A 22772-nucleotide genomic window follows, 5' to 3' on the forward strand; every position below is an offset into this window, starting at 1 on the left:
ACAACATGAAGAAAGGAATAATCAATATGAAAAGTTACTAGCAAGCCTATGTGTAAAATATAATATGAGTCACATTGCAAGCGACAAAAAACAAGTGAGAAAAAAGGAAGGGAGATTTATCAATTACGCGGCTATACAAAAAGGAATTAATACTTACAAAGATTTAGAAAAAAAGATAAGACACTATTTATAACCGAATAATGGTTTCAAATATATAGGGAACGTTTAAGTATTAGTGAGGAGTTCCGGAAGAATTATATGGAGGATTTATGAAAGAACAAAAAGGAAAGAAACAGAAGACATATATATCTATTCGGTTAAATATTATGTTCCTTTGCATATTTTTACTATTCTCAGCTATTATTATGCAGCTAGGAAAGGTACAAATCGTTGAGGGAGAGGCTTATAAGAACCAAGTGGAAAGTAGTCAAAATGCAATAACTAGTATTCCAGTTCCACGTGGACAAATTTTAGATCGAGAAGGGAAAACAGTTGTTAATAATAAATCTCTTCGCACAATTACGTATACAAGGGTGAAGGGAATTACGAGTGAAGATATTTTAAAAACAGCAAAAGACTTGGCGAAAGTACTTGAAATGCCTGAACAAGATATAAATAAATTAACAGATATCGATAAAAAAGATTTTTGGATGCAGTTGAATTTGAAACGTGCGGAGACAAAGATTACTAAGAAAGATATAGAAAAGTTTAAAGAAAAGGGTATAGAGGGAAAAGAGTTAGATAAAAAAATAGAAGACTTAAGACGAGGTCGTGTTACAGAGGTAGAATTAGCAGAATTAACAGCACAAGATTTAAAGGTGTTAGCTATTAAAAGTAAAATGAGTTCAGGTTATCAACTAACACCACAAATTATTAAAAAAGATGTAACAGATGAAGAGTATGCGCGGATAAGTGAAAACCTTGCGAATTTTCCAGGAGTAGATGCAACTGTTGATTGGGAACGTAATTATGTAAATGGTAATTTATTTCGTTCTGTATTAGGAAATATTACGAGTAGTGAAGAAGGATTACCGAAAGAAAATTTAGATTCTTATTTAGTACGTGGATATAACCGTAATGATCGTGTTGGAAAAAGTTATATTGAACAACGATATGAAGATGTATTACACGGCACAAAAGAAGAAGTGAAAAATATTACTGATAAATCAGGAAACATTGTTAGCACAGAAATAATCTCTAAAGGAAAAAGTGGTAATAGTTTAACATTAACGATTGATATGGAATTACAAAAGAAAGTGGAAGAAAGTATAGAGAAAAACTTGAGAGCTTTTAAGAGTTCAGAGCCACTGCTCGATCGAGCTTTTGTTGTCATGACGAATCCAAATAACGGACAAATTTTATCAATGGCAGGCAAAAAGATTGTAGAAAAAGAAGGAAGAATAGAGGTTGAGGATTTGGCATTAGGTAACATGACAACTTCGTATGAGCTAGGGTCAGCTGTAAAAGGTGCTACTTTATTAACTGGATATGAGACAGGGGCAATACATCCAGGAGATCAATTTTATGACGCGCCGATGAAATTTAAAGGTACACAAGCTAAGAAATCGTGGAATGTATCCGGATTTGGTAATATTAATGATTTACGGGCTTTACAAGTATCTTCGAATGTATACATGTTCCAAACAGCTTTAAAAATTGCGGGAGTTAATTACGTACCAAATGGCTCATTGGATATTAAACAAGGAGCATTTGATACGATGCGCTATTATTTCAAGCAATTTGGTTTAGGTGTCCCAACAGGTATTGATTTACCGAATGAAATAATTGGACAAACGAGAAAAGTAGATAGTCAACCTGGTTTTTTACTAGATTTTTCTATCGGTCAGTATGATACGTATACGCCGTTGCAATTAGCACAATATATTTCAACGATTGCGAATGGTGGTTATAGAATGCAACCTCAAATTGTACAAGAAATACGAGAACAATCAATAAAAGAAGAGGTTGGCAAAGTTATACGGTCCATAGAGCCTGTCGTATTAAATCGAATTGATATGAAGAAAGAACATATTGATCGGATAAAAGAAGGGTTTAGATGGGTATTCCAAGAAGGTGATGGAACTGGCGTGAAGTATTTCAAAAACGCGCCATATAAACCAGCAGGAAAGACAGGGACAGCCCAAACTGTATATGGTGGAGATGACCCGATTGGCAGAAATGCAAAAGGAGAACGTATGGAATGTTACAACTTAACGTTAATTGGATATGCTCCATATGATAATCCAGAAGTAGCATTTTCTGTAGTAGTTCCATGGCTTCATGATGATAAAAATGGAATTAATTCTATAATTGGAAAGGAAGTTTTAGATGTATACTTTGATTTGAAACAGCAACGTATACATGGTGAATCTACTAGTACAGGTAGTTCTAAGCAAAATTAAGATACTTTTCTCAGGGAAGAGAACCTGTTTGTATAAAGCCATTTATAAGAAAAAATGAAATGTGAAATAAGAGATAGCGGCGATCATAGCTACTATCTCTTATTTTGTTAATAACTCTCATACTAGCTATAAAATTTTTTTCAGTTTATGGAACAAATTTGGTTCGGTGATTGTCTATTATGTGTACGTATAAAAAGGTACTAAAAATTTGGAAGGAATGATGATTTTGAAAAATAAGAGGATGCTAAAAATAGGAATATGCGTTGGTATATTAGGTTTAAGTATTACAAGCCTAGAAGCTTTTACAGGAGGGGCACTGCAAGTTGAAGCGAAAGAAAAGACTGGACAAGTGAAACATAAAAATCAGGCGACGCATAAAGAGTTCTCTCAACTTGAGAAAAAATTTGATGCTCGATTAGGTGTATATGCGATTGATACTGGTACAAATCAAACAATCTCTTATCGATCTAACGAAAGATTTGCCTTCGCATCAACCTACAAGGCTTTAGCAGCAGGAGTATTACTACAGCAAAACTCAATTGATTCATTAAATGAAGTAATCACATATACGAAAGAAGACTTAGTGGATTATTCACCTGTTACAGAGAAACATGTAGATACTGGAATGAAACTAGGAGAAATTGCTGAGGCATCTGTTCGTTCAAGTGATAATACTGCAGGGAACATTTTATTTAATAAAATAGGAGGACCTAAAGGATATGAAAAAGCGCTTAGGCATATGGGGGATCGGATTACTATGTCTGATCGCTTTGAAACAGAATTAAACGAAGCTATTCCAGGAGACATTCGTGACACTAGTACAGCGAAAGCTATTGCTACGAATCTTAAAGCTTTTACGGTCGGAAATGCACTTCCTGCTGAAAAACGTAAAATTCTTACAGAGTGGATGAAAGGAAATGCTACAGGAGACAAACTTATTCGTGCAGGCGTACCAACTGACTGGGTAGTTGGAGATAAATCAGGTGCTGGCAGTTACGGGACAAGAAATGATATTGCTATCGTTTGGCCTCCAAATAGAGCACCAATTATCATCGCAATTTTATCTAGTAAAGATGAGAAAGAGGCAACTTATGATAATCAACTCATTGCAGAGGCAACTAAAGTTATAGTTAAGGCTCTTAGGTAATAGTATTTTAGTTTTCGCATTTTTAACATGAAAGTATTAAAAGTATAAAGTTAGAAAACGACTCTTTTCGTGTGATAAGAGTCGTTTTTGTATTCTTATTATTAAAAAGGTAAAAGTAAAAATATAACGAATATATATGACATATCTCATATGAAATTTCATGTACTGTATTATTTTATTAATTTAAATAAATTTCAAGAAAGTATAATATAATTCAGTTAGCATATAGAAGTGTTTGATGAGAATGTAAAGGAGAAAATATGAAAAAGAAGATTAATAGAATTGTAATGATTATTTGTATATTAGTAGGTTTTACAATCTTTTTATATTTACAGAACAATTTAATAAGTATAACTGAGGTTAAAATAACCTCTAGTAAAATACCATCCTCTTTTAAAGGGTAAAAAATTCTACAAATTTCAGACTTACACAATAAAAAATTTGGCGATAATCAAGATGTGTTAATTCAAAAAATAAAAAGTATAGACCCAGATATTATTGCGATTACGGGTGATTTAATTGACAGTAAATCATACGATGCAGAAGTTAGTATGCAATTAATACGAGAAATTGTAAAGAAATATCCTGTATATTTTGTGACAGGAAACCATGAACAATGGTCTGGAAAGTATAACAGTTTAGAAAAAGAGTTGAAGAAATATGGTGTCAATGTTTTAAGGAATGAACATGTAGGCATTCGAAAGGGTGAGCAAGAGATAAACTTGCTAGGTATTGATGATCCAGAGTTTGGTACTGGAAACCGTGATGAAGGAAATATTATAATAGATGAAATTAAAAAAGCAAAAATTGAAATGCAGCCAGATAGATATAATGTATTATTATCCCACAGGCCTGAATTTATAAAGGAATATACGAATGAGCGGTTGGATTTGGTTTTATCGGGACATGCTCATGGAGGGCAAGTTAGATTGCCATTTATCGGTGGATTAGTTGCTCCAAATCAAGGTGTTTTACCTAAATATACAGCGGGTTTATATGTAGAACAAAATACATCAATGGTAGTGAGTAGAGGATTAGGAAATAGTATCATTCCGCAAAGGATTTTGAATAGGCCAGAAATTGTAGTCGTGCAGCTAAATTAAGCTGTACGATTTTTTTATACAAAAATGAGTAAAGGGGCTTTCTGTATTTTGTAGGAGTAAACATTACAATTTTGTTAAAAATTTTCTACGTTACATAAAGTAACAAAATTTGACCCTCAGTGTTTGTTATAGTGTAAATAATCAAAAAACTTAAAATTTGTCGAGTGAAAATTGTGATAAATAATTCATATAAAAAACTTAAAGGGGTGTACACATGCATAAAGAATATGAAATTGAAGAATACACGGCGATTGAGGAACAAATCCATTATTATTGTAAATGTTTATTAGTAAGTCATCCTGATCAAATAATAAAGTATTTAGAAAAAAGGTTAGAAAAATATGCAGAAACATTACAATATGCACATTTATATCCTGACACAGTTATTTTACCGTTACAGCAATTAGTTATCGAATATTCTTTAGACGTTGCTAGAATTCGGAAGTATATGAATTTAAAAACGTAAAGTGAAATTTATAGTTTAAATGAAACAGAGTCGACTTTAGGAAATGAAATTCTAATGTCGACTCTGTTTCATTGTTTAATATCGGTGATTGAACATACATACTAATCAACGAAGTTTGACATATAATTAAGCAAGAGTAAAATAAAAGTGAGTACTCACTCATTTTTATTAGAAAAGGAGGATGAAACGTGCAACAACCTTCAATTATTTTACGGACTGTATCAAAAAGTTTTGGAAAAAAAGAAGTGTTACACAATCTTTCATTGCAAGTTGAAAAAGCAGAGATTTTTGGTTTTGTTGGACCTTCTGGATCGGGGAAAACAACGCTCATTAAAATGATTGCAGGTATTAATGAGGCAACGAAAGGTGAAGTGCTTGTTAATAATACTAATATGCCTAATTTAAATGAGATGAAACGAATTGGTTATATGGCCCAGGCGGATGCATTATACGAAGAATTATCAGCATATGAAAATGCAGATTTTATAGCAACGATGTATGGACTAAAGGGAAAACGTAAAAAGACAAGAATTGCAGAGGTTTTTGAACTTGTACAATTGTCACAGTATATGAAAAAGCAAGTACAACAATTTTCAGGTGGAATGAAAAAACGCTTATCATTAGCAATAGCGCTCCTTCACGAACCAGAAATATTAATTTTAGATGAGCCTACAGTGGGGATAGATCCGCTTCTTAGAAAAACGATTTGGGAAAAATTTTATGATCTTAAAAAGAAAGGCACAACGATTATTGTAACGACGCACATTATGGATGAAGCTGAATTTTGTGAGCGTCTAGGGTTAATTAGAGAAGGGAAACTAGTTGCGGTTGGAACAACTGAAGAATTGAAAAAACGCGTGTCATCTGGACGGATTGAAGATGTCTTTTTGCTAGAAGAGGTGGTGCCATCATGAGAGTTACTGGTGTAATCATACGTATTATTCGTCAATTTTTTCGAGATAAGCGTTCGTTAGCAATGATGTTTGGAGCACCGATGTTATTACTTTGGCTTTTGTCACTAGTGTTTACACAGAAAGACTATATACCGCAAATTGCTGTTGTTGATATGCCCGCTCAAATAGTAAAAGTGATGAAAAATCAAGAAGCGTCAATTTATGAATACAGTAAGGAAAAGGCGATTTCTGAGTTGGAAAAACAAAAGGTAGATGCAGTATTTCGAATAGAGAATGGAAAAATGAAACTTCTGTTGGAAGGTAGTGATTCGTCAAAAAATCGTGCTGTACTTCAAGTATTGCAAAAAAGCACAGAGAAGAATGATGTATCGATTATGAAACCTGAAGTAAATTATTTACATGGCTCTAAAGACTTTACGATGTTTGATGGGCTTGGTCCTGTATTAATTGGTTTCTTTACATTTTTCTTTGTATTTATATTATCAGGTGTATCTTTCGTAAGAGAACGTTTAAGTGGTACGCTAGAAAGGTTATTATCCACCCCAGTAAGAAGATGGGAAATAGTCGCAGGTTATATTATTGGTTTTGGAATCTTTGCCTTTATACAATCCATTATTATCGTAAGTTTTTCCGTTTATATTTTAGATTTATACGTAGCTGGCTCCATATGGCTAACGTTACTTATTACATGTATGCTCTCTTTAACTGCACTAACATTAGGTACGTTTTTATCGGCATACGCAAATAATGAGTTTCAAATGATTCAATTTATACCGCTTGTTATTGTGCCACAAATCTTCTTTTCTGGATTGTTTCCAATGGAATCTATGAACAAGTGGCTACAAATGTTAGGGAAAGTATTTCCACTCACATACGGCGCTGACGCAATGAGACAAGTGATGATTCGGAATCAAGGGTTTACAGAGATTGCATTAGATCTTACTGTGTTATTACTTTTTGCAATATTATTTGCAGTAGGAAATGTATTTGCTTTAAAGAAACATCGCAAAATATAATAATGACAAAAAGGAGCTTTATAAATGCAGAAGGATTGGCTGGAGGAATTAATAGCTGCAACTAATACGGATAAACGAAATGAACGTCAAATGCGTATATTAGAGGCGGCTGTTGATATGTTTGGAGAAAAAGGATACGCTTCAACTTCAACAAGTGAAATTGCAAAGCGTGCTGGTGTAGCGGAAGGAACCATCTTCCGCTACTATAAAACAAAAAAAGATTTATTACTAGCGGTCGTAATGCCAACTTTAACTAAGTTCGCTGCACCATTTTTCGTACAAACCTTTGCAAAAGAAATATTTAAATCGGATTATGAATCATACGAAGGACTTTTAAGGGTTGTAATTCATAATAGGTTTAAATTTGCTCAAAAACACTTTCCTATGATAAAAATATTAATTCAAGAGGTGCCATTCCAACCAGAACTGAAAAATGAAATACAGCAATTAGTAGAAACAGAACTGTTTTCACATTTCAAAAAGTTGATTGTGAAATTTCAAGAAGAAGGGGAAATTATTGAGATACCACCATCTTCCGTACTACGTCTTACTTTATCAGCTGTATTAGGTTTATTATTAACACGATTTTTATTATTGCCTGAAGAAAAATGGAATGATGAAGCGGAAATTGAAAATACGATTCAATTTATATTGTATGGATTAACTCCACGATTTTAATCGTTGAAGTGTGAATTACATACATTACTTTTAAGTAAAAATAAATCGCCTTTAAAAAGGCGATTTATTTTCATTATATATTTTTGATAAATAAGTACTTGTTTACTAAAAACATTCTAAATCAGCGTGTTTCTTTGTCTCTTCTTCTAAGACCTAATAATCCTGCTAGTCCTAATAAACCAAGCCAAGCCCAATTATTATTTTTATCACGATTATCATTTAAATCATTTGTTGTATTTACATTTCGAGTTCTTACATCATTATTAACTCTGTCTAAGTTATTGTCATTTACTCGAGTTGAAATATCAGTGTTATTAACTCTATTCATATTATTTCCATCGTATTCAGCTTGCGTAGATGTACCTAAAAACATAATAGATAGTGCTAAAACACTTAAAATAGATGATAATTTCTTTTTCATAACAATCCCTCCTTTCTTAATCATTAATTTCTCCGAAGCATGTGTGTATTATTCATTTCACAATATCTAAACCCTCATTAATAGGGCGCACATTTATAGAAAATAGAGTTGAATGATTGTTAATATATCATTGGATATATATTTCTCATAAAAATAACTGAATCAAACTTTGCTTAAAATGTTAATCTTAGTACAATTTATATTATACGGGCTAGCAATAAGGAGGTAATAAGATGCGACAATTTGCAAAACCTACAATCGTCGTAAGTAAATGTTTAGAATTTGATGCTTGTCGTTATAATGGAGAGATGATTCCAGATGTAACAATACGAAATTTGCAGCCATTTGTTACATTTATACCTGTTTGTCCAGAAGTGGAGATTGGATTGGGGACTCCTCGTGAAACGATACGAATTGTAGAAGAAAATGGTGAGAATAGACTTGTGCAACCGTCGACACGAGAAGATGTAACTGAAAAAATGGAGCAGTTTTCAAATGACTTTTTACAAACGATACCGGATGTAGATGGTTTTATTTTAAAGAATCGTTCACCAAGTTGTGGTACGCGTGATGTGAAAATTTATTCTGGTTTTGAAAAAGCGCCAGCAAAGGGAAAAGGAGCTGGCTTATTTGGCGGAGCAGTAGTAAAAAAATTTTCGCATCTTCCTATTGAAGAGGAAGGTAGATTGTCGAATTTTATTATTAGAGAGCATTTCTTTACAAGGTTATTTACAATCGCATATTACAAAATGATTAAACACAATAAAAATATGAAAGAACTTGTATCGTTTCAGTCGGACAATAAATATTTATTTATGGCATATAATCAGGTGAAACAAAAGGAATTAGGTCGTATAATTGCAAATCAAAAAAATGAAAAGATTGAAGTGGTATTTGAAAACTATGAGAAGACTTTATATGAATTATTTATGCGTGCGCCCCGTTATACATCGAATGTAAATGTATGCGAGCACATTTTTGGATATTTTAAAACAAAGTTAAAAAAACAAGAAAAAGATCATTTTATAGAACTGTTACAAAAATATGCAGAAAAGAAAATACCACTTAGTAGTTTACTTACAATATTAAAATCATGGGCTATTCGATTTGATGAAAAGTATTTATTAAGACAAACGTATTTCGAACCATACCCTGAAGCATTAGTAGAAATTTCTGATTCGGGAAAAGGTAGAGATTATTAAACAATAAATTACATAATTCGACACAAAATCTCCTATGTTGTTGTAGAACAATGTAGGAATTTTTTTGTGCATTAGTACAGAATCTGTTTTAAAATTAAGTTATGACAGAATTGTAGCAATTGTCTAACTAATATTCTTGTCTTTTAAGTTGTTATGTTTGTAGTAGAAACTCGCACGCTGTCGAAACTCAATATTCGATAAGGGGTGTGTAGCGGAATGGAATTTACTCTAACTCGCGAAAAACAAATGATTAAAGAAATGGTACGTGACTTTGCTGAAAAGGAAATCGCACCGAAAGCTGTATATTATGACAAAACTGCAGAGTTTCCATATGAAACATTTCAAAAAATGGGCGAACTAGGATTATTAGGCATCCCATTCCCAGAAGAATATGGAGGTTCAGGTGGCGATACGGTATCGTATGCGTTAGCAGTTGAAGAAATTGGTCGCGCTTGTGGTGGCACCGGTTTAAGCTATGCTGCAACAATTTCATTAGGTGCTTCTCCAATTTATTATTTCGGTACAGAAGAACAAAAACAAAAGTATTTAGTTCCAATGGCGTCAGGTAAAACATTAGGTGCCTTCGGATTAACGGAGCCGAATGCTGGATCAGATGCAGGTGGTACTCAAACGAAAGCGGTATTAGATGGTGATGAGTATGTAATCAGTGGTGAGAAGTGTTGGATTACAAACGCAGAGTATGCAAATACAATTATTGTAACCGCTGTCAACGGTATTGAAGAGAATGGTAGAAAACGTATTTCTGCATTTATCGTGCCTACTACGAGTGAAGGATTAACGATTTCAAGTCCTTACGATAAGATGGGTGTTCGCGCTTCTAATACTTGTGAAATCGTACTTGATGGCGTTCGTGTACCGAAAGAAAATATTCTTGGTGATGTAAATAAAGGCTTTAAACAATTTTTATATACACTTGATGGAGGGCGTATTTCAATCGCAGCATTGGCAGTTGGTATTGCGCAATCAGCCTTTGAACGTGCATTACAATATGCGAAAGAACGTCAACAATTTGGAAAGTCAATCTCTAATTTCCAAGCGATTCAATTTAAATTAGCTGATATGGCGACTGAAGTAGAGCTAGCACGCAATTTAGTACATAAAGCAGCTTGGTTAAAAGATAACGATAAACCTTTCGGCAAAGAAGCGGCAATGGCAAAACTATTTGCATCGGAAGCAGCAAGCCGTATTGCGAATCAAGCAGTACAGATTCATGGTGGATATGGTTATATGCGTGAATATGAAGTTGAACGACATATTCGTGATGCGAAACTATTAGAAATTGGTGAAGGAACTTCTGAAATTCAACGTCTCGTAATTGCTAGACATTTAGGATGTAGATAAAAGGGAGGAATCACTATGTTTCAAAAAATATTAATTGCGAATCGCGGGGAAATCGCTGTTCGTATTATGAAAACTTGTCAAAAACTTGGCATTCGCACTGTTGCTATTTATTCTGAAGCAGATGAAAATGCCCTTCATGTGAAAATGGCAAATGAAGCTTACTTAGTAGGTGGACCGCGTGTTCAAGAAAGCTATTTAAACCTTGAAAAAATTATTGAAATAGCTAAGAAGACAAATGCAGAAGCCATTCATCCGGGTTATGGTTTATTATCAGAGAATCCGTCTTTTCCGGTTCGCTGCAAAGAAGAAGGAATCGTATTTATCGGTCCTTCAGAAGAAATCATTACGAAGATGGGAAGTAAAATTGAATCACGTATCGCAATGCAAGCAGCAGATGTCCCAGTAGTCCCAGGTATTACTACAAATATTGAAACTGCTGAAGAAGCAATTGAAATTGCAAAACAAATTGGTTATCCATTAATGCTTAAGGCATCCGCAGGCGGCGGAGGCATTGGTATGCAGTTGATGGAAACTGAGCAAACGCTCACCAAAGCGTTTGAAAGTAATAAAACAAGAGCGCAAAACTTCTTCGGTAACGGAGAAATGTATTTAGAGCGATATATAGCAGATGCGCATCATATTGAAATTCAGCTTTTAGCAGATACACATGGTAACACAGTGTATTTATGGGAGCGTGAATGTTCGGTACAGCGCCGAAATCAAAAAGTAATCGAAGAAGCACCTTCACCATTTTTAGATGAAGGTACACGAAAGGCGATGGGAGAAGTTGCTGTACAAGCTGCCAAAGCACTTGGCTATACAAATGCAGGTACAGTTGAGTTTCTTGTAGATAATCAGAAAAATTTCTATTTCTTAGAAATGAATACGAGATTACAAGTAGAGCATCCAGTGACAGAAGAAATTACGGGATTAGACCTTGTAGAACAGCAACTCCTTATCGCAAGTGGAGAGAAACTATCATTTACTCAGGATGATGTAAAACGTAGTGGTCATGCCATTGAAGCTCGTATTTATGCAGAGGATCCGAAAACATTCTTCCCGTCACCTGGGAAAATTACAGATTTAACATTACCGTCAAATGTACGAATTGATCACTTCTTAGAAAATCATGTAACGATTACACCTTTCTATGATCCAATGATTGCGAAAGTCATTGCACATGGCGAGACTCGTGAAGAAGCAATTTCGAAATTACATGATGCTCTAGAAGAATTGAAAGTAGAAGGTATTAAAACGAACACGCCAATGCTACTGCAAGTTTTGGAAGACGAAGTGTTCAAAGCGGGTATTTATACAACGGGTTTTGTAACGAAACAACTCGTTAAAAAATAAGATCTAACAATATTAAGGGGGAAAAAATGATGACGAAAGTATACGCATCGATGGCAGGAAACGTTTGGAAGATTGTTGTAGGAGTAGGAGATACAATAGAGGAAGAGCAGGATGTCGTCATTTTAGAATCTATGAAAATGGAAATTCCAATCATTTCAGAAGAAGCCGGCACAGTTATGAAAATTAATGTGCAAGAAGGCGATTTTGTAAATGAAGGAGATGTATTATTAGAAATTGAATAGGGAGATATAGGGGGAAGCGAATTGAAACTACCTAATTTTGCTGTCATTAAAGAAGTAGGACCACGTGATGGTTTACAAAATGAAAAAAAGATTGTTGGCACAAAAGATAAAGTAAAATGGATTCAACTACTTACAGAAGCAGGATTGTCGTATGTTGAAGTTTCCTCATTCGTTCACCCAAAATGGGTCCCAGCATTAGCGGATGCAAATGATGTGTTTTCTGAGCTGAAAAGAGATCCAAATGTTACATATGCTGCGCTTGTTCCGAACCAAAATGGTTTGGAACGAGCTTTTTTGCAAAATGTAGATGAGGTGAATGTTTTTTTATCAGCAAGTGAATCTCATAATAAAAGTAATATTAATAAATCGATTAAAGAAGCGTTAGTTGTAATCGAAGATATAACAAAACAGGCATTATTCGAAGGGAAAAAGGTAAGAGGCTATGTTTCTACTGTATTTGGATGTCCTTATGAAGGGGATATAAGTGTCACAGCAGTTGACGAATTATGTAATCAACTATTTTCATACGGCATTTATGAAGTTTCTCTTGGGGATACAATCGGTGTAGCGAATCCATTACAAGTAGAACAAGTATTAGAACATCTATTAAAGAAGTATGATGCTTCGCAGTTTGCCATGCATTTTCATAATACGTATGGAATGGCTCTAGCAAATGTAGTTAAATCATTAGAATACGGTATTACAACATTTGATAGTTCTTGTGGTGGACTCGGGGGCTGCCCTTATGCACCAGGAGCATCAGGTAATGTTGCTACTGATGACCTAGTACATATGCTCCATAAATTAGGAGTTCAAACGAATATAGACGAAGAAAAGTTATTGCGAGCTAGTCAATTTATTCAAAGTAAGCTAAATATCCAATTACCGAGTCATGTGTATAGAGCGCTTCAACATAAAACGATAAGTAGGTGAGAAGATGCTACAATTACAAAACATTTCAGTTGATTATGTAACACCTCACGTTGTAAAGATTTCGTTATATCGTGAAAGACAAGCAAACTCATTATCTTTAGCGTTATTAGAAGAGTTACAAAACATATTAACTCAAATAAGTGAAGAGTCCAATACGCGTGTAGTTATTCTAACAGGTGCTGGTGAAAAAGCATTTTGTGCTGGTGCTGATTTAAAAGAACGTGCTGGTATGAATGAGGAACAAGTTCGCCATGCTGTTAGTATGATTCGCACGACTATGGAGATGGTTGAACAATTACCACAGCCAGTTATTGCTGCTATAAATGGAATCGCACTTGGTGGTGGTACGGAATTAAGTTTAGCTTGTGATTTTAGAATTGCTGCTGAATCTGCAAGTCTTGGTCTTACTGAAACGACACTTGCAATTATACCAGGAGCGGGTGGTACACAGCGCTTACCGAGATTAATTGGTGTTGGTAGAGCGAAAGAATTAATTTATACAGGTAGACGTATTTCAGCGCAAGAAGCAAAAGAATATGGTTTAGTAGAATTTGTTGTACCAGCTAATTTACTTGAAGAGAAAGCGATTGAAATAGCAGAGAAAATTGCTAGTAATGGACCTATTGCTGTTCGATTAGCAAAAGAGGCAATTTCAAATGGTATTCAAGTTGATTTACATACCGGATTACAAATGGAAAAACAAGCGTATGAAGGTGTAATCCATACGAAAGATAGATTAGAAGGATTACAAGCATTCAAGGAAAAACGCACACCAACGTATAAGGGGGAGTAAATATGTTAGATCAAAAACAACAATCTAATTCATTTGAAGAACGAGTTGAAACGATTAAACAAGGCGGCGCACCAAAGTATCATGAACAAAATAAAGCAAAAGGAAAATTATTTGTTCGAGATCGTTTAGCGCTTCTATTTGATAATGGCGAATATGTAGAAGATGCATTATTTGCTAACTGTGAACAAACAGGCTTACCTGCGGACGGCGTTGTAACGGCAACGGGTAAAATACATGGTCGTACTGCATGTGTAATGGCCAATGATTCTACTGTAAAAGCTGGATCATGGGGATCACGCACAGTTGAAAAGATTTTACGTATTCAAGAAACAGCTGAAAAACTACGTGTTCCGTTATTTTATTTAGTCGACTCTGCTGGAGCGCGCATTACAGATCAAGTAGAAATGTTCCCAGGGCGCCGTGGTGCAGGAAGAATCTTCTATAATCAAGTGAAATTATCAGGTAAAGTTCCTCAAGTATGCTTATTATTTGGACCTTCTGCAGCTGGTGGTGCCTATATTCCAGCCTTTTGCGACGTTGTAATGATGGTAGAAGGAAATGCATCTATGTATTTAGGATCTCCTCGTATGGCTGAGATGGTTATCGGTGAGAAGGTAACTTTAGAAGAGATGGGCGGAGCTCGTATGCATTGCTCTGTATCAGGATGCGGAGATGTTTTATGCAAGACAGAAGAAGATGCGATTACACAAGCAAGACAATACATTTCATATTTTCCAAATAACTACTTAGAAAAGACTCCATTGGTTACACCTCAAGAACCGAAACAATTCGATAAAACGTTAGAACAAATCATTCCAGAAAATCAAAATGCTCCTTTCAATATGAAAGATCTCATTAATAGAGTTATTGATGAAGGTTCCTTCTATGAAGTGAAAAAATTATTTGCTCAAGAGCTAATTACAGGCTTAGCACGTATTGATGGTAAGCCTGTTGGTATTATTGCAAATCAGCCGCGTATGAAGGGCGGCGTATTATTCCATGATTCAGCTGATAAAGCTGCTAAGTTTATTAATTTATGTGATGCATATCATATTCCATTATTATTCCTTGCGGATGTACCAGGATTTATGATTGGAACAAAAGTAGAGCGTGCTGGTATTATTCGCCATGGTGCAAAAATGATTTCTGCAATGAGTGAAGCAACTGTACCGAAGATTTCTATCGTTGTTCGTAAAGCATATGGTGCTGGTTTATATGCGATGGCAGGTCCAGCATTTGAACCAGATTGTTGCCTGGCATTACCGACAGCCTCTATTGCGGTAATGGGTCCAGAAGCTGCGGTTAATGCTGTATATGCAAATAAAATTGCAGCTTTACCAGAAGAAGAGCGTGCTAGCTTCATTGCTGAAAAACGTGAAGAGTATAAGAAAGATATTGATATTTATCATTTAGCATCAGAGATGGTGATTGATGGTATTGTTCATCCAAACAATTTACGTGAAGAATTAAAAGGACGTTTCGAAATGTATATGAGTAAATATCAAGTATTCACGGATCGTAAACATCCTGTATATCCAGTTTAAAAGCCCTATTTAGGGCTTTCTTGCTCAAAAAGTTAAGGAGGGGAAAACATTGAAACAAGCAGTTTGGTTTCCAACAGAAGAGTACAAGGAAAAAACACGTTTATATGGTTGGATGAAATCATTGGGATATGAAGATTATGAAACTTTTTATAATAAATCTATCGAGGAAACAGCTTGGTTTTGGGGAGAGGCAGAAAAGGCAGTAGGCTATCAATGGATGAAACCTTATACAGACGTGTTAGATTTAGAAAATGGTACACCGTTTGCACAGTGGTATAATGGCGGAACATGTAACGTTGTAGAATCAGCTTTATCCCGCTGGCTTGCGGATGAAGAGACGAGAATACAGCCAGCACTTCAGTACGAAGGGGAAAATGGAACTTCAAAATCATTTACATATGAAGAGCTTGACAACTGGGTAAGTCGTGTTGCAAATGGTTTGAAACACGCGGGTATTGAGAAAGGTGACCGTGTAACAATTTATATGCCGATGATTCCAGAAACAGTTGTTGCGATGCTAGCTGTAATGAAAATCGGAGCAATTATTTCACCAATATTCTCAGGCTTTGCGTCTGATGCAGTCATGACACGTGTGCAAGCGGCAGGTTCAAAAATGATTATTACCGCAGATGGATTTTCACGCCGCGGTAAAATTGTTTCTTTAAAAGATGAAGTAGATAAAGCTTGTGAACATTGCCCAACTGTTGAAAAAGTTGTTATCGTTCGTCATGCAGGAAATGATTTTACACCACATAACTATGACTTTTCGTGGAGTACGCTAGAAAAAGAAAAACCATTCATACATGCCGAGGAAATGCAAAGTGATGATCCATTAATGCTCATTTATACATCAGGAACGACTGGTAAGCCGAAAGGAACAGTACACACGCATGCAGGATTTCCTTTGAAAGCAGCTTTTGATGCAGGATTTGGAATGAATATTAAACAAGGTGATCGTGTATTATGGGTAACTGATATGGGCTGGATGATGGGGCCGTTTCTATTATTCGGTTCACTCATTAATGGAGCAACGATGGTTATGTACGAAGGTGTTCCAGACTTCCCAGAAGCAGACCGGTTATGGGAGACAGTTGATAAATATGAGATTACTCATCTAGGTATTTCGCCAACGTTAATCCGAGCATTGATGGCAAAAGGTGATGAGTATGTCAATAAACATTCTTTAAAGAGTTTGGAAGTATTCGCATCAACAGGAGAACCTTGGAATCCTGATCCATGGATGTGGCTGTTTGAAACAGTTGGAAAAGGAAATGTCCCAATCTGTAACTACTCAGGTGGAACTGAAATCTCTGGTGGGATTTTCGGTAATGTTCTTATTAAGTCAATAGCACCGATTAGTTTTAACGCATCTTTACCAGGAATGGCAGCTGTCGTACTGGATGATCAAGGTAAACCAATTCGAGATGAAGTCGGAGAATTATGCTTAGAGAAACCTTGGGTAGGTATGACGAAAAGCTTCTGGGAAGATGATGAACGTTACGTAAACACATATTGGTCGCGTTTTGAAAATAAATGGGTCCACGGTGACTGGGTCATTTACGATGGTGAACAATATATCATCACAGGGCGTTCAGACGATACGTTAAATATTGCAGGTAAACGTATTGGACCTGCTGAATATGAATCTATTCTTGTGAAACATAACGATGTAATCGAAGCTGCTGCAATTGGTGTACCTGACGAAGTAAAAGGTGAAGTTTGTCATTGTTTTGTAGTGTTAAGAGATCATGTAACATTCACAGGAGAATTAAAGAAAGAATTAATGAGTTTAGTAAACTCTCATATTGGAAAAGCGTTGTGTCCTAAAGACATCCACGTTGTAGAAGATTTACCGAAAACACGTAATTCTAAAGTAATGCGCCGTGTTATTAAAGCAGCTTACTTAGGAAAAGAATTAGGTGATTTATCATCGCTTGTAAATCCTGAAGTAGTTCCGTTTATTCAGGGGTTACAGTCTAGTAAATTATAAAGTTAGAAAGGATCTCTATATAAATAGAGATCCTTTTTTTTATGTTTATAAAAAGAAAAGAAGTGAATTTGATGAAGAAGAAAAATTTTACTATTAGTGTTAAGTATGTTTTTTAGTTTTAATCAAAATACGATATTATGGAATGTCTATTCAATGTAGAAATACTAATTTACAACAACAAGGTGATGATAAAGCGTGACTGCTTATATGTCTGTTTAAACCTTTACGTGTTAATATATAAAAAGCTGACTATAAGCAGTCAGCTTTTTATATATTACATTCTAGTATTTGCCGGGCAGTAATGCCCCCATCTAAAAATTCAGCAAAAGCAAGGAAGTAGGTGAGGGATCAACTTTCCGGAAAAGCCCGATTGGTTCCAAAAGACATATTCTTTCCTTTACGTTGACATTAAAAATATTACCAATTTTTTCTTTTACAATGGCAACAAATAAAGAAACATTTACAACGACACTTATTTCGTTTAGAACTCCAATCATCATCACGATGACACTTTTCTTTAGATTTCCACCAATCATCATTACAATGTTTTTCCTGAGAACTCCAATCGTCATCACAATGACACTTTTCTTTAGATTTCCACCAATCATCATTACAATGTTTTTCCTGAGAACTCCAATCGTCATCACAATGACACTTTTCTTTAGATTTCCACCAATCATCATTACAATGCTTTTTCTGAGAACTCCAATTATCATCACAATGATGCTTTTCTTTAGATTTCCACCAATCATCACAACAATGCTTTTTCTGAGAACTCCAGCAATCATTTTTCCAGGACATTTATTTCTACCTCCTTTCAATAGTGTTCATATTATTCTATGTTTTAATAAAAAAATGGCTTGTTTATTAACCTACTATTTTATCTTTATATGATAGAGTGTCTTCTACTCGATATAGAATTCATACAAACTATGCTAATTTTTAAGAGAAAGTGGAGAGAACTACTACTAGTTATGGTATTTTTCAATAAACACTTGTTGAAGAAAATGTTCTGATTACAAATAATATCTTATTTTCGAGTACGCTTTTTAAATGTATATTTCACAATGAAAAATGGGAAATCCACAAATAAAGTCTATGTATATGTGAGTTAATGGGGAAATCTAGTGTGTTTTTAAGGGGCGTCTTATTTAAAAGAAAAAAGGTTTGTTTTAGAAAGTGGTGTCTAAACATTAAATGGAGTAGGACTAAATTCACGGCCGCTCATTAAAAAGCTTTTAATTAGGAGAAGTCTGTTTTTATAATGAATAATGAAAAGAAAGTTTGGTACAATTGTTTGTTTTTTTCTTTTTATGTGTTTGCCTCGTACCCTTTTAAGCTAGTGGACATACTTTACTAATAGAAAGGATTAGGGGGTGAGGTATTGGGTTCTCGATTTAATAATTGTAAAAAGAAGTGTACATGTAAACAAGATGATTGTTGGGAAGTATTCGAAGAGTGTAAAAAAGAACAGCATGAGAAATGTGATAATTCTTGTGTACAAGGAATTAGAGATGAACTTAAGAAATTAATTAATCGAACAGTTCAAATTAATACAGAGGGACGTACTTATGTAGGTACTGTTTCGTCTGTAAGTTGTGATGTAGTTAGGCTTGCGGCTATTCCTGGATCGGTTGGAGTAATTATTTCCATTTGCAAAATTGAAGCAATTTTCCCACCGGTTACAACGGTTACTGCTGACTTTGATTTTAATGGTATTGATGTAGCAAACAAAGCATAATTATGCTGCTTTTTTGTAAAGCCATTCACATGAATGGCTTTATTTTAATTTTATATAAAAGGAGAATATATTCTTTATATAGAAATAAGTTTGAGGTTATAAAGCATGATGTACGAAAGGAGCAAGGAAGTGATTAAACTAGAAAGCTTTAAGAAATCTGATTTTAAACAATTAATAAATTGGATTAATTCCGAAGAATTTCTAATACAATGGTCAGGAAATGCATTCACATTTCCTTTAGATGAACAGCAATTAGAGAAGTATATAGAAAGTGCAAATACACTCGCTTTCAAAGTGGTAGATGAAGAGACTTCAGACGTTATTGGACATATTTCGCTTGGCCAAATAGATAATATTAATAAGTCCGCTAGAATTGGAAAAGTATTAGTTGGTAATACGAAGATGAGAGGACGTTCTATAGGAAAACATATGATGAAAGCAGTACTTCATATTGCTTTTGACGAATTAAAACTACATAGAGTAACTCTTGGTGTGTATGATTTTAATACATCGGCCATTTCATGTTACGAAAAAATAGGGTTTGTAAAAGAAGGCTTATTAAGAGAGTCAAAAAGAGTAGGAGAAACGTATTGGAATTTATGGGAAATGAGTATGTTAGAATATGAATGGAAGAAGTAGCAACGATAGTAATTTATAATTATATTATGTTAATAAAGGGGTTTGGTGGGTATAGTGGATAATAAAACAAAAATAATTTCAATTGCAGCTGTTTCGGGAGGAGGTAAAACTACAATTACAGAAAGATTAAAGCATAAGTTTAAAAACTCAAAAGCTCTATATTTTGATAGTTATACATTTGATAACTCTCCTGCTGATATTTGTAAATGGATTGATGATGGGGCGAATTACGACGAGTGGGTATTAACACCATTAATTCATGATATTGAGCAACTTATACAAAATAATACCTTAGACTATATTATTGTAGATTATCCTTTTGCATACTTAAATAGTGAGATGCGAAAATTCATTGATGTAACTATATTTATTGATACGCCTTTAGATATTGCGATGGCTAGAAGGATTTTGCGAGATTTTAAGGAAGGTACAATAGATGAAATACATAATGATTTGGAACATTACATGACATATGCGAGAAAAGCTTATTTAGAGGCAATTCATACTGTTAAGCCGAATTCAGATATCATATTGGATGGTTCTTTATCTGTAAGTGAAATAATTAATCACGCTGTAGAGGAACTTGGCCGAAGAGAAGTGATTGTCAATGGTTAAATGTATAACAGATGCTGTTAGGTGGATAATTGAAGTAAGAGAGAGATAAATGTGTACACTTTATTTCAATATAATTGGCAAGTAAGAGATGATTGGTTTAAGTGGTGTGAACAACTTTCAGAGGAAGATTTACTTTGCAAACTGGGGGTATTTTAGAAACATTATTTCATATTGTAGATGTAGAGTATAGTTGGATTAGTGCTCTTCAAGGATAAGAAGATAGAGAACCGCAATTTAAAGATTATCAATCGATTCAAAAAGTGAAAGCGTTATCTGATTTATATAAACGAGAACTTGAAGTTTTTTTTGCAGTCATGATCATCTAGCCTAGAATGCTAGCACACTTAAAATAAGCCGTATAAAAAGTTAATCATTGTGTGCTTTGATTATATAACGTCGGCGAAATAAATAGTGTGAGGGACAGCTATTCTAACAAGTATTTTATGTAACGTTCGTATATTTAAATTTTCTTGTAATTAATCGAATTCTAATTTTTTAGAAACGGATAATGAGGTATGGGTGGAGCTCTTTTTTATTGAATAAAATGGGTTAATTTTTCGGATTTTCATTACAATATAAAAAATAAAATTTAAATTTTGTTTGTTTTTAAGAAAAGGTGAGAAGAAAATAAAAAAAGAGGGCTAATGCCCTCTTTTTTTATTAATTTGGTAATTAATCACAGATTGGTATCCCAAGCACTCTTAGAGCTAATGCTACTTGAAGGGAAATCTCTAATCTAGCAATTTCAATACCAGCTACTGAAAGAACTAAAAAAGGTTGTCCGTTTACAAATACAACGCAACTATCCATAGTTAAGCCTCCTTTCTAGTAATCTACTATAGTATATGAGTAGAACTTTAAAGTGTAATAGTTCAATTGTTGGATTTAATAGAATTAATAGATTAACCCATTTAAACTAAACAAACGAACACAACGAAAGGAAACAGAGATGGATGTATGCCTCAAAAAACATAGGTTTTAAGACATGTAATGGGATATTAAATTTATCATATTGGTCAGCTATCTATATGGGCGAGAGAGTTAAACTTGCAACCAGTTTCAGCAAATTTGCTTGGAAGAGGATGATAGAATTAAAAACCGACTTGCATCTCAAGCGCAAGTCGGTTCTATATATAAGAAGATTTCTTAATTGAAATCCTCGGATTTTTTCTGACGTATATGTAAAAACATTAAGGTGGTAATGATTAAAAAAATCATTATAGTTTGTATAATTAAATTTTTAAACTGAAGCAATATTGTCCAAGATGTAAGGGCGTCTTTAAAAGCTTGGAGTGCAGAGTACGAGGAAGGATCAAAACCATACTGTAGCAACTTTTTTGTTTCAATAAATGAAATGTTTTCTTCATCTGCATCTAATATTACTGAAATTAGTCTAGTATCTCCAAGTTTTGCTGTACTGACAAAACTATAATTACCGTTAGTTGAAAAACTAGTTTGTAAGCCATCAACACCTTGAAGTTTAATGTTTTCATTAAGGGAATATATCATTTTATTCGTATTGAAAACCTGGGAATCTTTGAAGGTAAATTGGTAAGAGGTTAGTTTCGTAATATTCAATACATCTGGAAAATCTTTTACTAATCGTGCTGCTAGTTTAGCTGCGTCTATCGCTGTTGTAGTTGATTGTTTATTTGTATTATTATTAATTCCAGTAGAGTTTAGAAATGGAGATGGTTGTAATAACTTTAGTTCTTTTGCTTTTTTATTCATTAATACTGTAAAGTTATCTTCATTTCCAGCAATGTGTTCTGCTAGAGCGAGTGCAGAACGATTATTCCCTGCCAGTAGCAATGCATGAAGTAAATCACGAACCGTTGTTTTATCATTCGATGTTACTTGTATAGGGCTTGTTTCTACTCGGAAAACTTCGTTACTTATTTGTACGAAGTCATCTAACTGTATCTTTTTATCATTTAGTTGCTCCAATACGATATATTCTGTCATTAATTTAGATAAAGCAGCTGATTGTACTGGGGTTTCTTCATTTTTTTTATAAACAATTTCACCTGAATTAGCATTTATTAAAATAGCTGATTTAGCTTGAATAATCGGACCATTTACATAAAGATAAAAATATAAAACGATAAGTGCAGTAATAAAAAAAGATAATAATAAAATAGCGAATTTCTTTAAGAATTGCATAAGCGATCCTCCTATTATGACATCAATAATAGTATTGTAAAAAGGAAT

21 protein-coding genes and 3 pseudogenes are annotated in these 22772 nt (G+C 34.2%); 20 read left to right on the top strand and 4 right to left on the bottom strand.

Annotation, left to right across the window (positions count from 1 at the left end):
- Positions 1-269: 269 nt before the first annotated feature.
- From GD442_RS11860 to GD442_RS11890, 7 genes and pseudogenes are all read left to right on the top strand, one after another.
- On the top strand, positions 270-2402 hold the full coding sequence (locus GD442_RS11860; protein ID WP_000662977.1) for a peptidoglycan D,D-transpeptidase FtsI family protein: 2133 nt from the start codon (positions 270-272) through the stop codon (positions 2400-2402).
- 220 nt (positions 2403-2622) lie between these two features.
- The gene (gene bla / locus GD442_RS11865) at positions 2623-3549 is read left to right on the top strand and encodes a class A beta-lactamase Bla1 (protein ID WP_033666214.1); all 927 of its coding nucleotides are present in this window, start codon (positions 2623-2625) and stop codon (positions 3547-3549) included.
- Positions 3550-3809: 260 nt separating this feature from the next.
- Positions 3810-4652: pseudogene (locus GD442_RS11870) on the top strand (metallophosphoesterase).
- Positions 4653-4866: 214 nt separating this feature from the next.
- Positions 4867-5118: a hypothetical protein gene (locus tag GD442_RS11875; RefSeq protein WP_000548621.1), complete on the top strand. Its 252-nt coding sequence runs from the start codon at positions 4867-4869 to the stop codon at positions 5116-5118.
- 188 nt (positions 5119-5306) lie between these two features.
- Positions 5307-6032 (top strand): ABC transporter ATP-binding protein, encoded by a 726-nt coding sequence (locus tag GD442_RS11880; RefSeq protein WP_001187071.1) that lies wholly within the window; start codon positions 5307-5309, stop codon positions 6030-6032.
- Entirely contained in the window at positions 6029-7048 is a 1020-nt protein-coding gene (locus GD442_RS11885) for an ABC transporter permease (protein ID WP_001266727.1), read from the top strand. The genes GD442_RS11880 and GD442_RS11885 overlap by 4 nt, the downstream gene beginning before the upstream one ends.
- 24 nt (positions 7049-7072) lie before the next feature.
- Complete coding sequence (locus tag GD442_RS11890; protein ID WP_001168184.1) at positions 7073-7726, top strand: TetR/AcrR family transcriptional regulator; 654 nt, start codon at positions 7073-7075, stop codon at positions 7724-7726.
- A gap of 121 nt (positions 7727-7847) precedes the next feature.
- Here the strand turns inward: GD442_RS11890 and GD442_RS11895 are convergent, their stop codons facing one another.
- Positions 7848-8147: a WGxxGxxG family protein gene (locus GD442_RS11895; RefSeq protein ID WP_000728157.1), complete on the bottom strand. Its 300-nt coding sequence runs from the start codon at positions 8145-8147 to the stop codon at positions 7848-7850.
- Positions 8148-8380: 233 nt separating this feature from the next.
- On the opposite strand from GD442_RS11895, the gene GD442_RS11900 reads away from it, so the two are divergent.
- The 8 genes from GD442_RS11900 to GD442_RS11935 all read left to right on the top strand — a co-directional run bounded on the left by GD442_RS11900 (position 8381) and on the right by GD442_RS11935 (position 17566).
- Entirely contained in the window at positions 8381-9349 is a 969-nt protein-coding gene (locus tag GD442_RS11900; protein ID WP_001248638.1) for a YbgA family protein, read from the top strand.
- Between the two features lie 216 nt (positions 9350-9565).
- A complete protein-coding gene (locus GD442_RS11905; RefSeq protein WP_000397279.1) occupies positions 9566-10711 on the top strand; it encodes an acyl-CoA dehydrogenase in 1146 nt (381 codons plus the stop codon).
- Between the two features lie 15 nt (positions 10712-10726).
- Positions 10727-12064: an acetyl-CoA carboxylase biotin carboxylase subunit gene (locus GD442_RS11910; protein WP_000486749.1), complete on the top strand. Its 1338-nt coding sequence runs from the start codon at positions 10727-10729 to the stop codon at positions 12062-12064.
- A 26-nt stretch (positions 12065-12090) separates the two neighbouring features.
- On the top strand, positions 12091-12306 hold the full coding sequence (locus GD442_RS11915) for an acetyl-CoA carboxylase biotin carboxyl carrier protein subunit (RefSeq protein ID WP_002041151.1): 216 nt from the start codon (positions 12091-12093) through the stop codon (positions 12304-12306).
- Between the two features lie 21 nt (positions 12307-12327).
- On the top strand, positions 12328-13239 hold the full coding sequence (gene mvaB, locus GD442_RS11920) for a hydroxymethylglutaryl-CoA lyase (protein ID WP_000775436.1): 912 nt from the start codon (positions 12328-12330) through the stop codon (positions 13237-13239).
- A 4-nt stretch (positions 13240-13243) separates the two neighbouring features.
- The gene (locus GD442_RS11925; RefSeq protein WP_000939818.1) at positions 13244-14032 is read left to right on the top strand and encodes an enoyl-CoA hydratase; all 789 of its coding nucleotides are present in this window, start codon (positions 13244-13246) and stop codon (positions 14030-14032) included.
- Between the two features lie 2 nt (positions 14033-14034).
- Positions 14035-15576, top strand: a complete 1542-nt coding sequence (locus GD442_RS11930; RefSeq protein ID WP_000886744.1) for an acyl-CoA carboxylase subunit beta — start codon at positions 14035-14037, stop codon at positions 15574-15576.
- Between the two features lie 49 nt (positions 15577-15625).
- The gene (locus GD442_RS11935; protein WP_086408040.1) at positions 15626-17566 is read left to right on the top strand and encodes an AMP-binding protein; all 1941 of its coding nucleotides are present in this window, start codon (positions 15626-15628) and stop codon (positions 17564-17566) included.
- A 311-nt stretch (positions 17567-17877) separates the two neighbouring features.
- On the opposite strand, the gene GD442_RS11940 is transcribed toward GD442_RS11935, so the two are convergent.
- On the bottom strand, positions 17878-18387 hold the full coding sequence (locus GD442_RS11940) for a hypothetical protein (protein WP_306460326.1): 510 nt from the start codon (positions 18385-18387) through the stop codon (positions 17878-17880).
- Positions 18388-18950: 563 nt separating this feature from the next.
- Here GD442_RS11940 and GD442_RS11945 point away from each other — a divergent pair.
- The 4 genes and pseudogenes from GD442_RS11945 to GD442_RS27740 all read left to right on the top strand — a co-directional run.
- Positions 18951-19307, top strand: coding sequence for a hypothetical protein (locus GD442_RS11945; protein WP_000535577.1), 357 nt, complete (start codon positions 18951-18953; stop codon positions 19305-19307).
- Between the two features lie 105 nt (positions 19308-19412).
- Positions 19413-19946, top strand: a complete 534-nt coding sequence (locus tag GD442_RS11950; protein ID WP_000990082.1) for a GNAT family N-acetyltransferase — start codon at positions 19413-19415, stop codon at positions 19944-19946.
- Between the two features lie 45 nt (positions 19947-19991).
- On the top strand, positions 19992-20561 hold the full coding sequence (locus GD442_RS11955; RefSeq protein ID WP_000513268.1) for a nucleoside/nucleotide kinase family protein: 570 nt from the start codon (positions 19992-19994) through the stop codon (positions 20559-20561).
- 51 nt (positions 20562-20612) lie between these two features.
- A pseudogene (locus GD442_RS27740) lies at positions 20613-20875 on the top strand (DinB family protein); the annotation flags it as partial.
- Between the two features lie 358 nt (positions 20876-21233).
- On the opposite strand, the gene GD442_RS11965 reads toward GD442_RS27740, so the two are convergent.
- Complete coding sequence (locus GD442_RS11965) at positions 21234-21371, bottom strand: DUF3956 domain-containing protein (protein ID WP_000376554.1); 138 nt, start codon at positions 21369-21371, stop codon at positions 21234-21236.
- A gap of 165 nt (positions 21372-21536) precedes the next feature.
- Between GD442_RS11965 and GD442_RS11970 the strand changes: the two are divergent.
- Positions 21537-21647, top strand: a pseudogene (locus tag GD442_RS11970) (DinB family protein); the annotation flags it as partial.
- A 60-nt stretch (positions 21648-21707) separates the two neighbouring features.
- Here the strand turns inward: GD442_RS11970 and GD442_RS11975 are convergent.
- Positions 21708-22724 (bottom strand): D-alanyl-D-alanine carboxypeptidase family protein, encoded by a 1017-nt coding sequence (locus GD442_RS11975; protein WP_001160045.1) that lies wholly within the window; start codon positions 22722-22724, stop codon positions 21708-21710.
- Positions 22725-22772: the final 48 nt, after the last annotated feature.

The organism is Bacillus sp. A260, from assembly GCF_009861435.1.
Classification (GTDB): Bacteria; Bacillota; Bacilli; order Bacillales; family Bacillaceae_G; genus Bacillus_A; species Bacillus_A cereus.

Excerpts from the sequence above, each read along its gene's own strand:
- GD442_RS11860 (WP_000662977.1), top strand. The coding sequence starts at position 270 with ATGAAAGAACAAAAAGGAAAGAAACAGAAGACATATATATCTATTCGG.
- bla (WP_033666214.1), top strand. The coding sequence starts at position 2,623 with ATGATTTTGAAAAATAAGAGGATGCTAAAAATAGGAATATGCGTTGGT.
- GD442_RS11875 (WP_000548621.1), top strand. The coding sequence starts at position 4,867 with ATGCATAAAGAATATGAAATTGAAGAATACACGGCGATTGAGGAACAA.
- GD442_RS11885 (WP_001266727.1), top strand. The coding sequence starts at position 6,029 with ATGAGAGTTACTGGTGTAATCATACGTATTATTCGTCAATTTTTTCGA.
- GD442_RS11890 (WP_001168184.1), top strand. The coding sequence starts at position 7,073 with ATGCAGAAGGATTGGCTGGAGGAATTAATAGCTGCAACTAATACGGAT.
- GD442_RS11895 (WP_000728157.1), bottom strand. The coding sequence starts at position 8,147 with ATGAAAAAGAAATTATCATCTATTTTAAGTGTTTTAGCACTATCTATT.
- GD442_RS11900 (WP_001248638.1), top strand. The coding sequence starts at position 8,381 with ATGCGACAATTTGCAAAACCTACAATCGTCGTAAGTAAATGTTTAGAA.
- GD442_RS11905 (WP_000397279.1), top strand. The coding sequence starts at position 9,566 with ATGGAATTTACTCTAACTCGCGAAAAACAAATGATTAAAGAAATGGTA.
- GD442_RS11910 (WP_000486749.1), top strand. The coding sequence starts at position 10,727 with ATGTTTCAAAAAATATTAATTGCGAATCGCGGGGAAATCGCTGTTCGT.
- GD442_RS11915 (WP_002041151.1), top strand. The coding sequence starts at position 12,091 with ATGATGACGAAAGTATACGCATCGATGGCAGGAAACGTTTGGAAGATT.
- GD442_RS11925 (WP_000939818.1), top strand. The coding sequence starts at position 13,244 with ATGCTACAATTACAAAACATTTCAGTTGATTATGTAACACCTCACGTT.
- GD442_RS11930 (WP_000886744.1), top strand. The coding sequence starts at position 14,035 with ATGTTAGATCAAAAACAACAATCTAATTCATTTGAAGAACGAGTTGAA.
- GD442_RS11950 (WP_000990082.1), top strand. The coding sequence starts at position 19,413 with ATGATGTACGAAAGGAGCAAGGAAGTGATTAAACTAGAAAGCTTTAAG.
- GD442_RS11965 (WP_000376554.1), bottom strand. The coding sequence starts at position 21,371 with ATGGATAGTTGCGTTGTATTTGTAAACGGACAACCTTTTTTAGTTCTT.
- GD442_RS11975 (WP_001160045.1), bottom strand. The coding sequence starts at position 22,724 with ATGCAATTCTTAAAGAAATTCGCTATTTTATTATTATCTTTTTTTATT.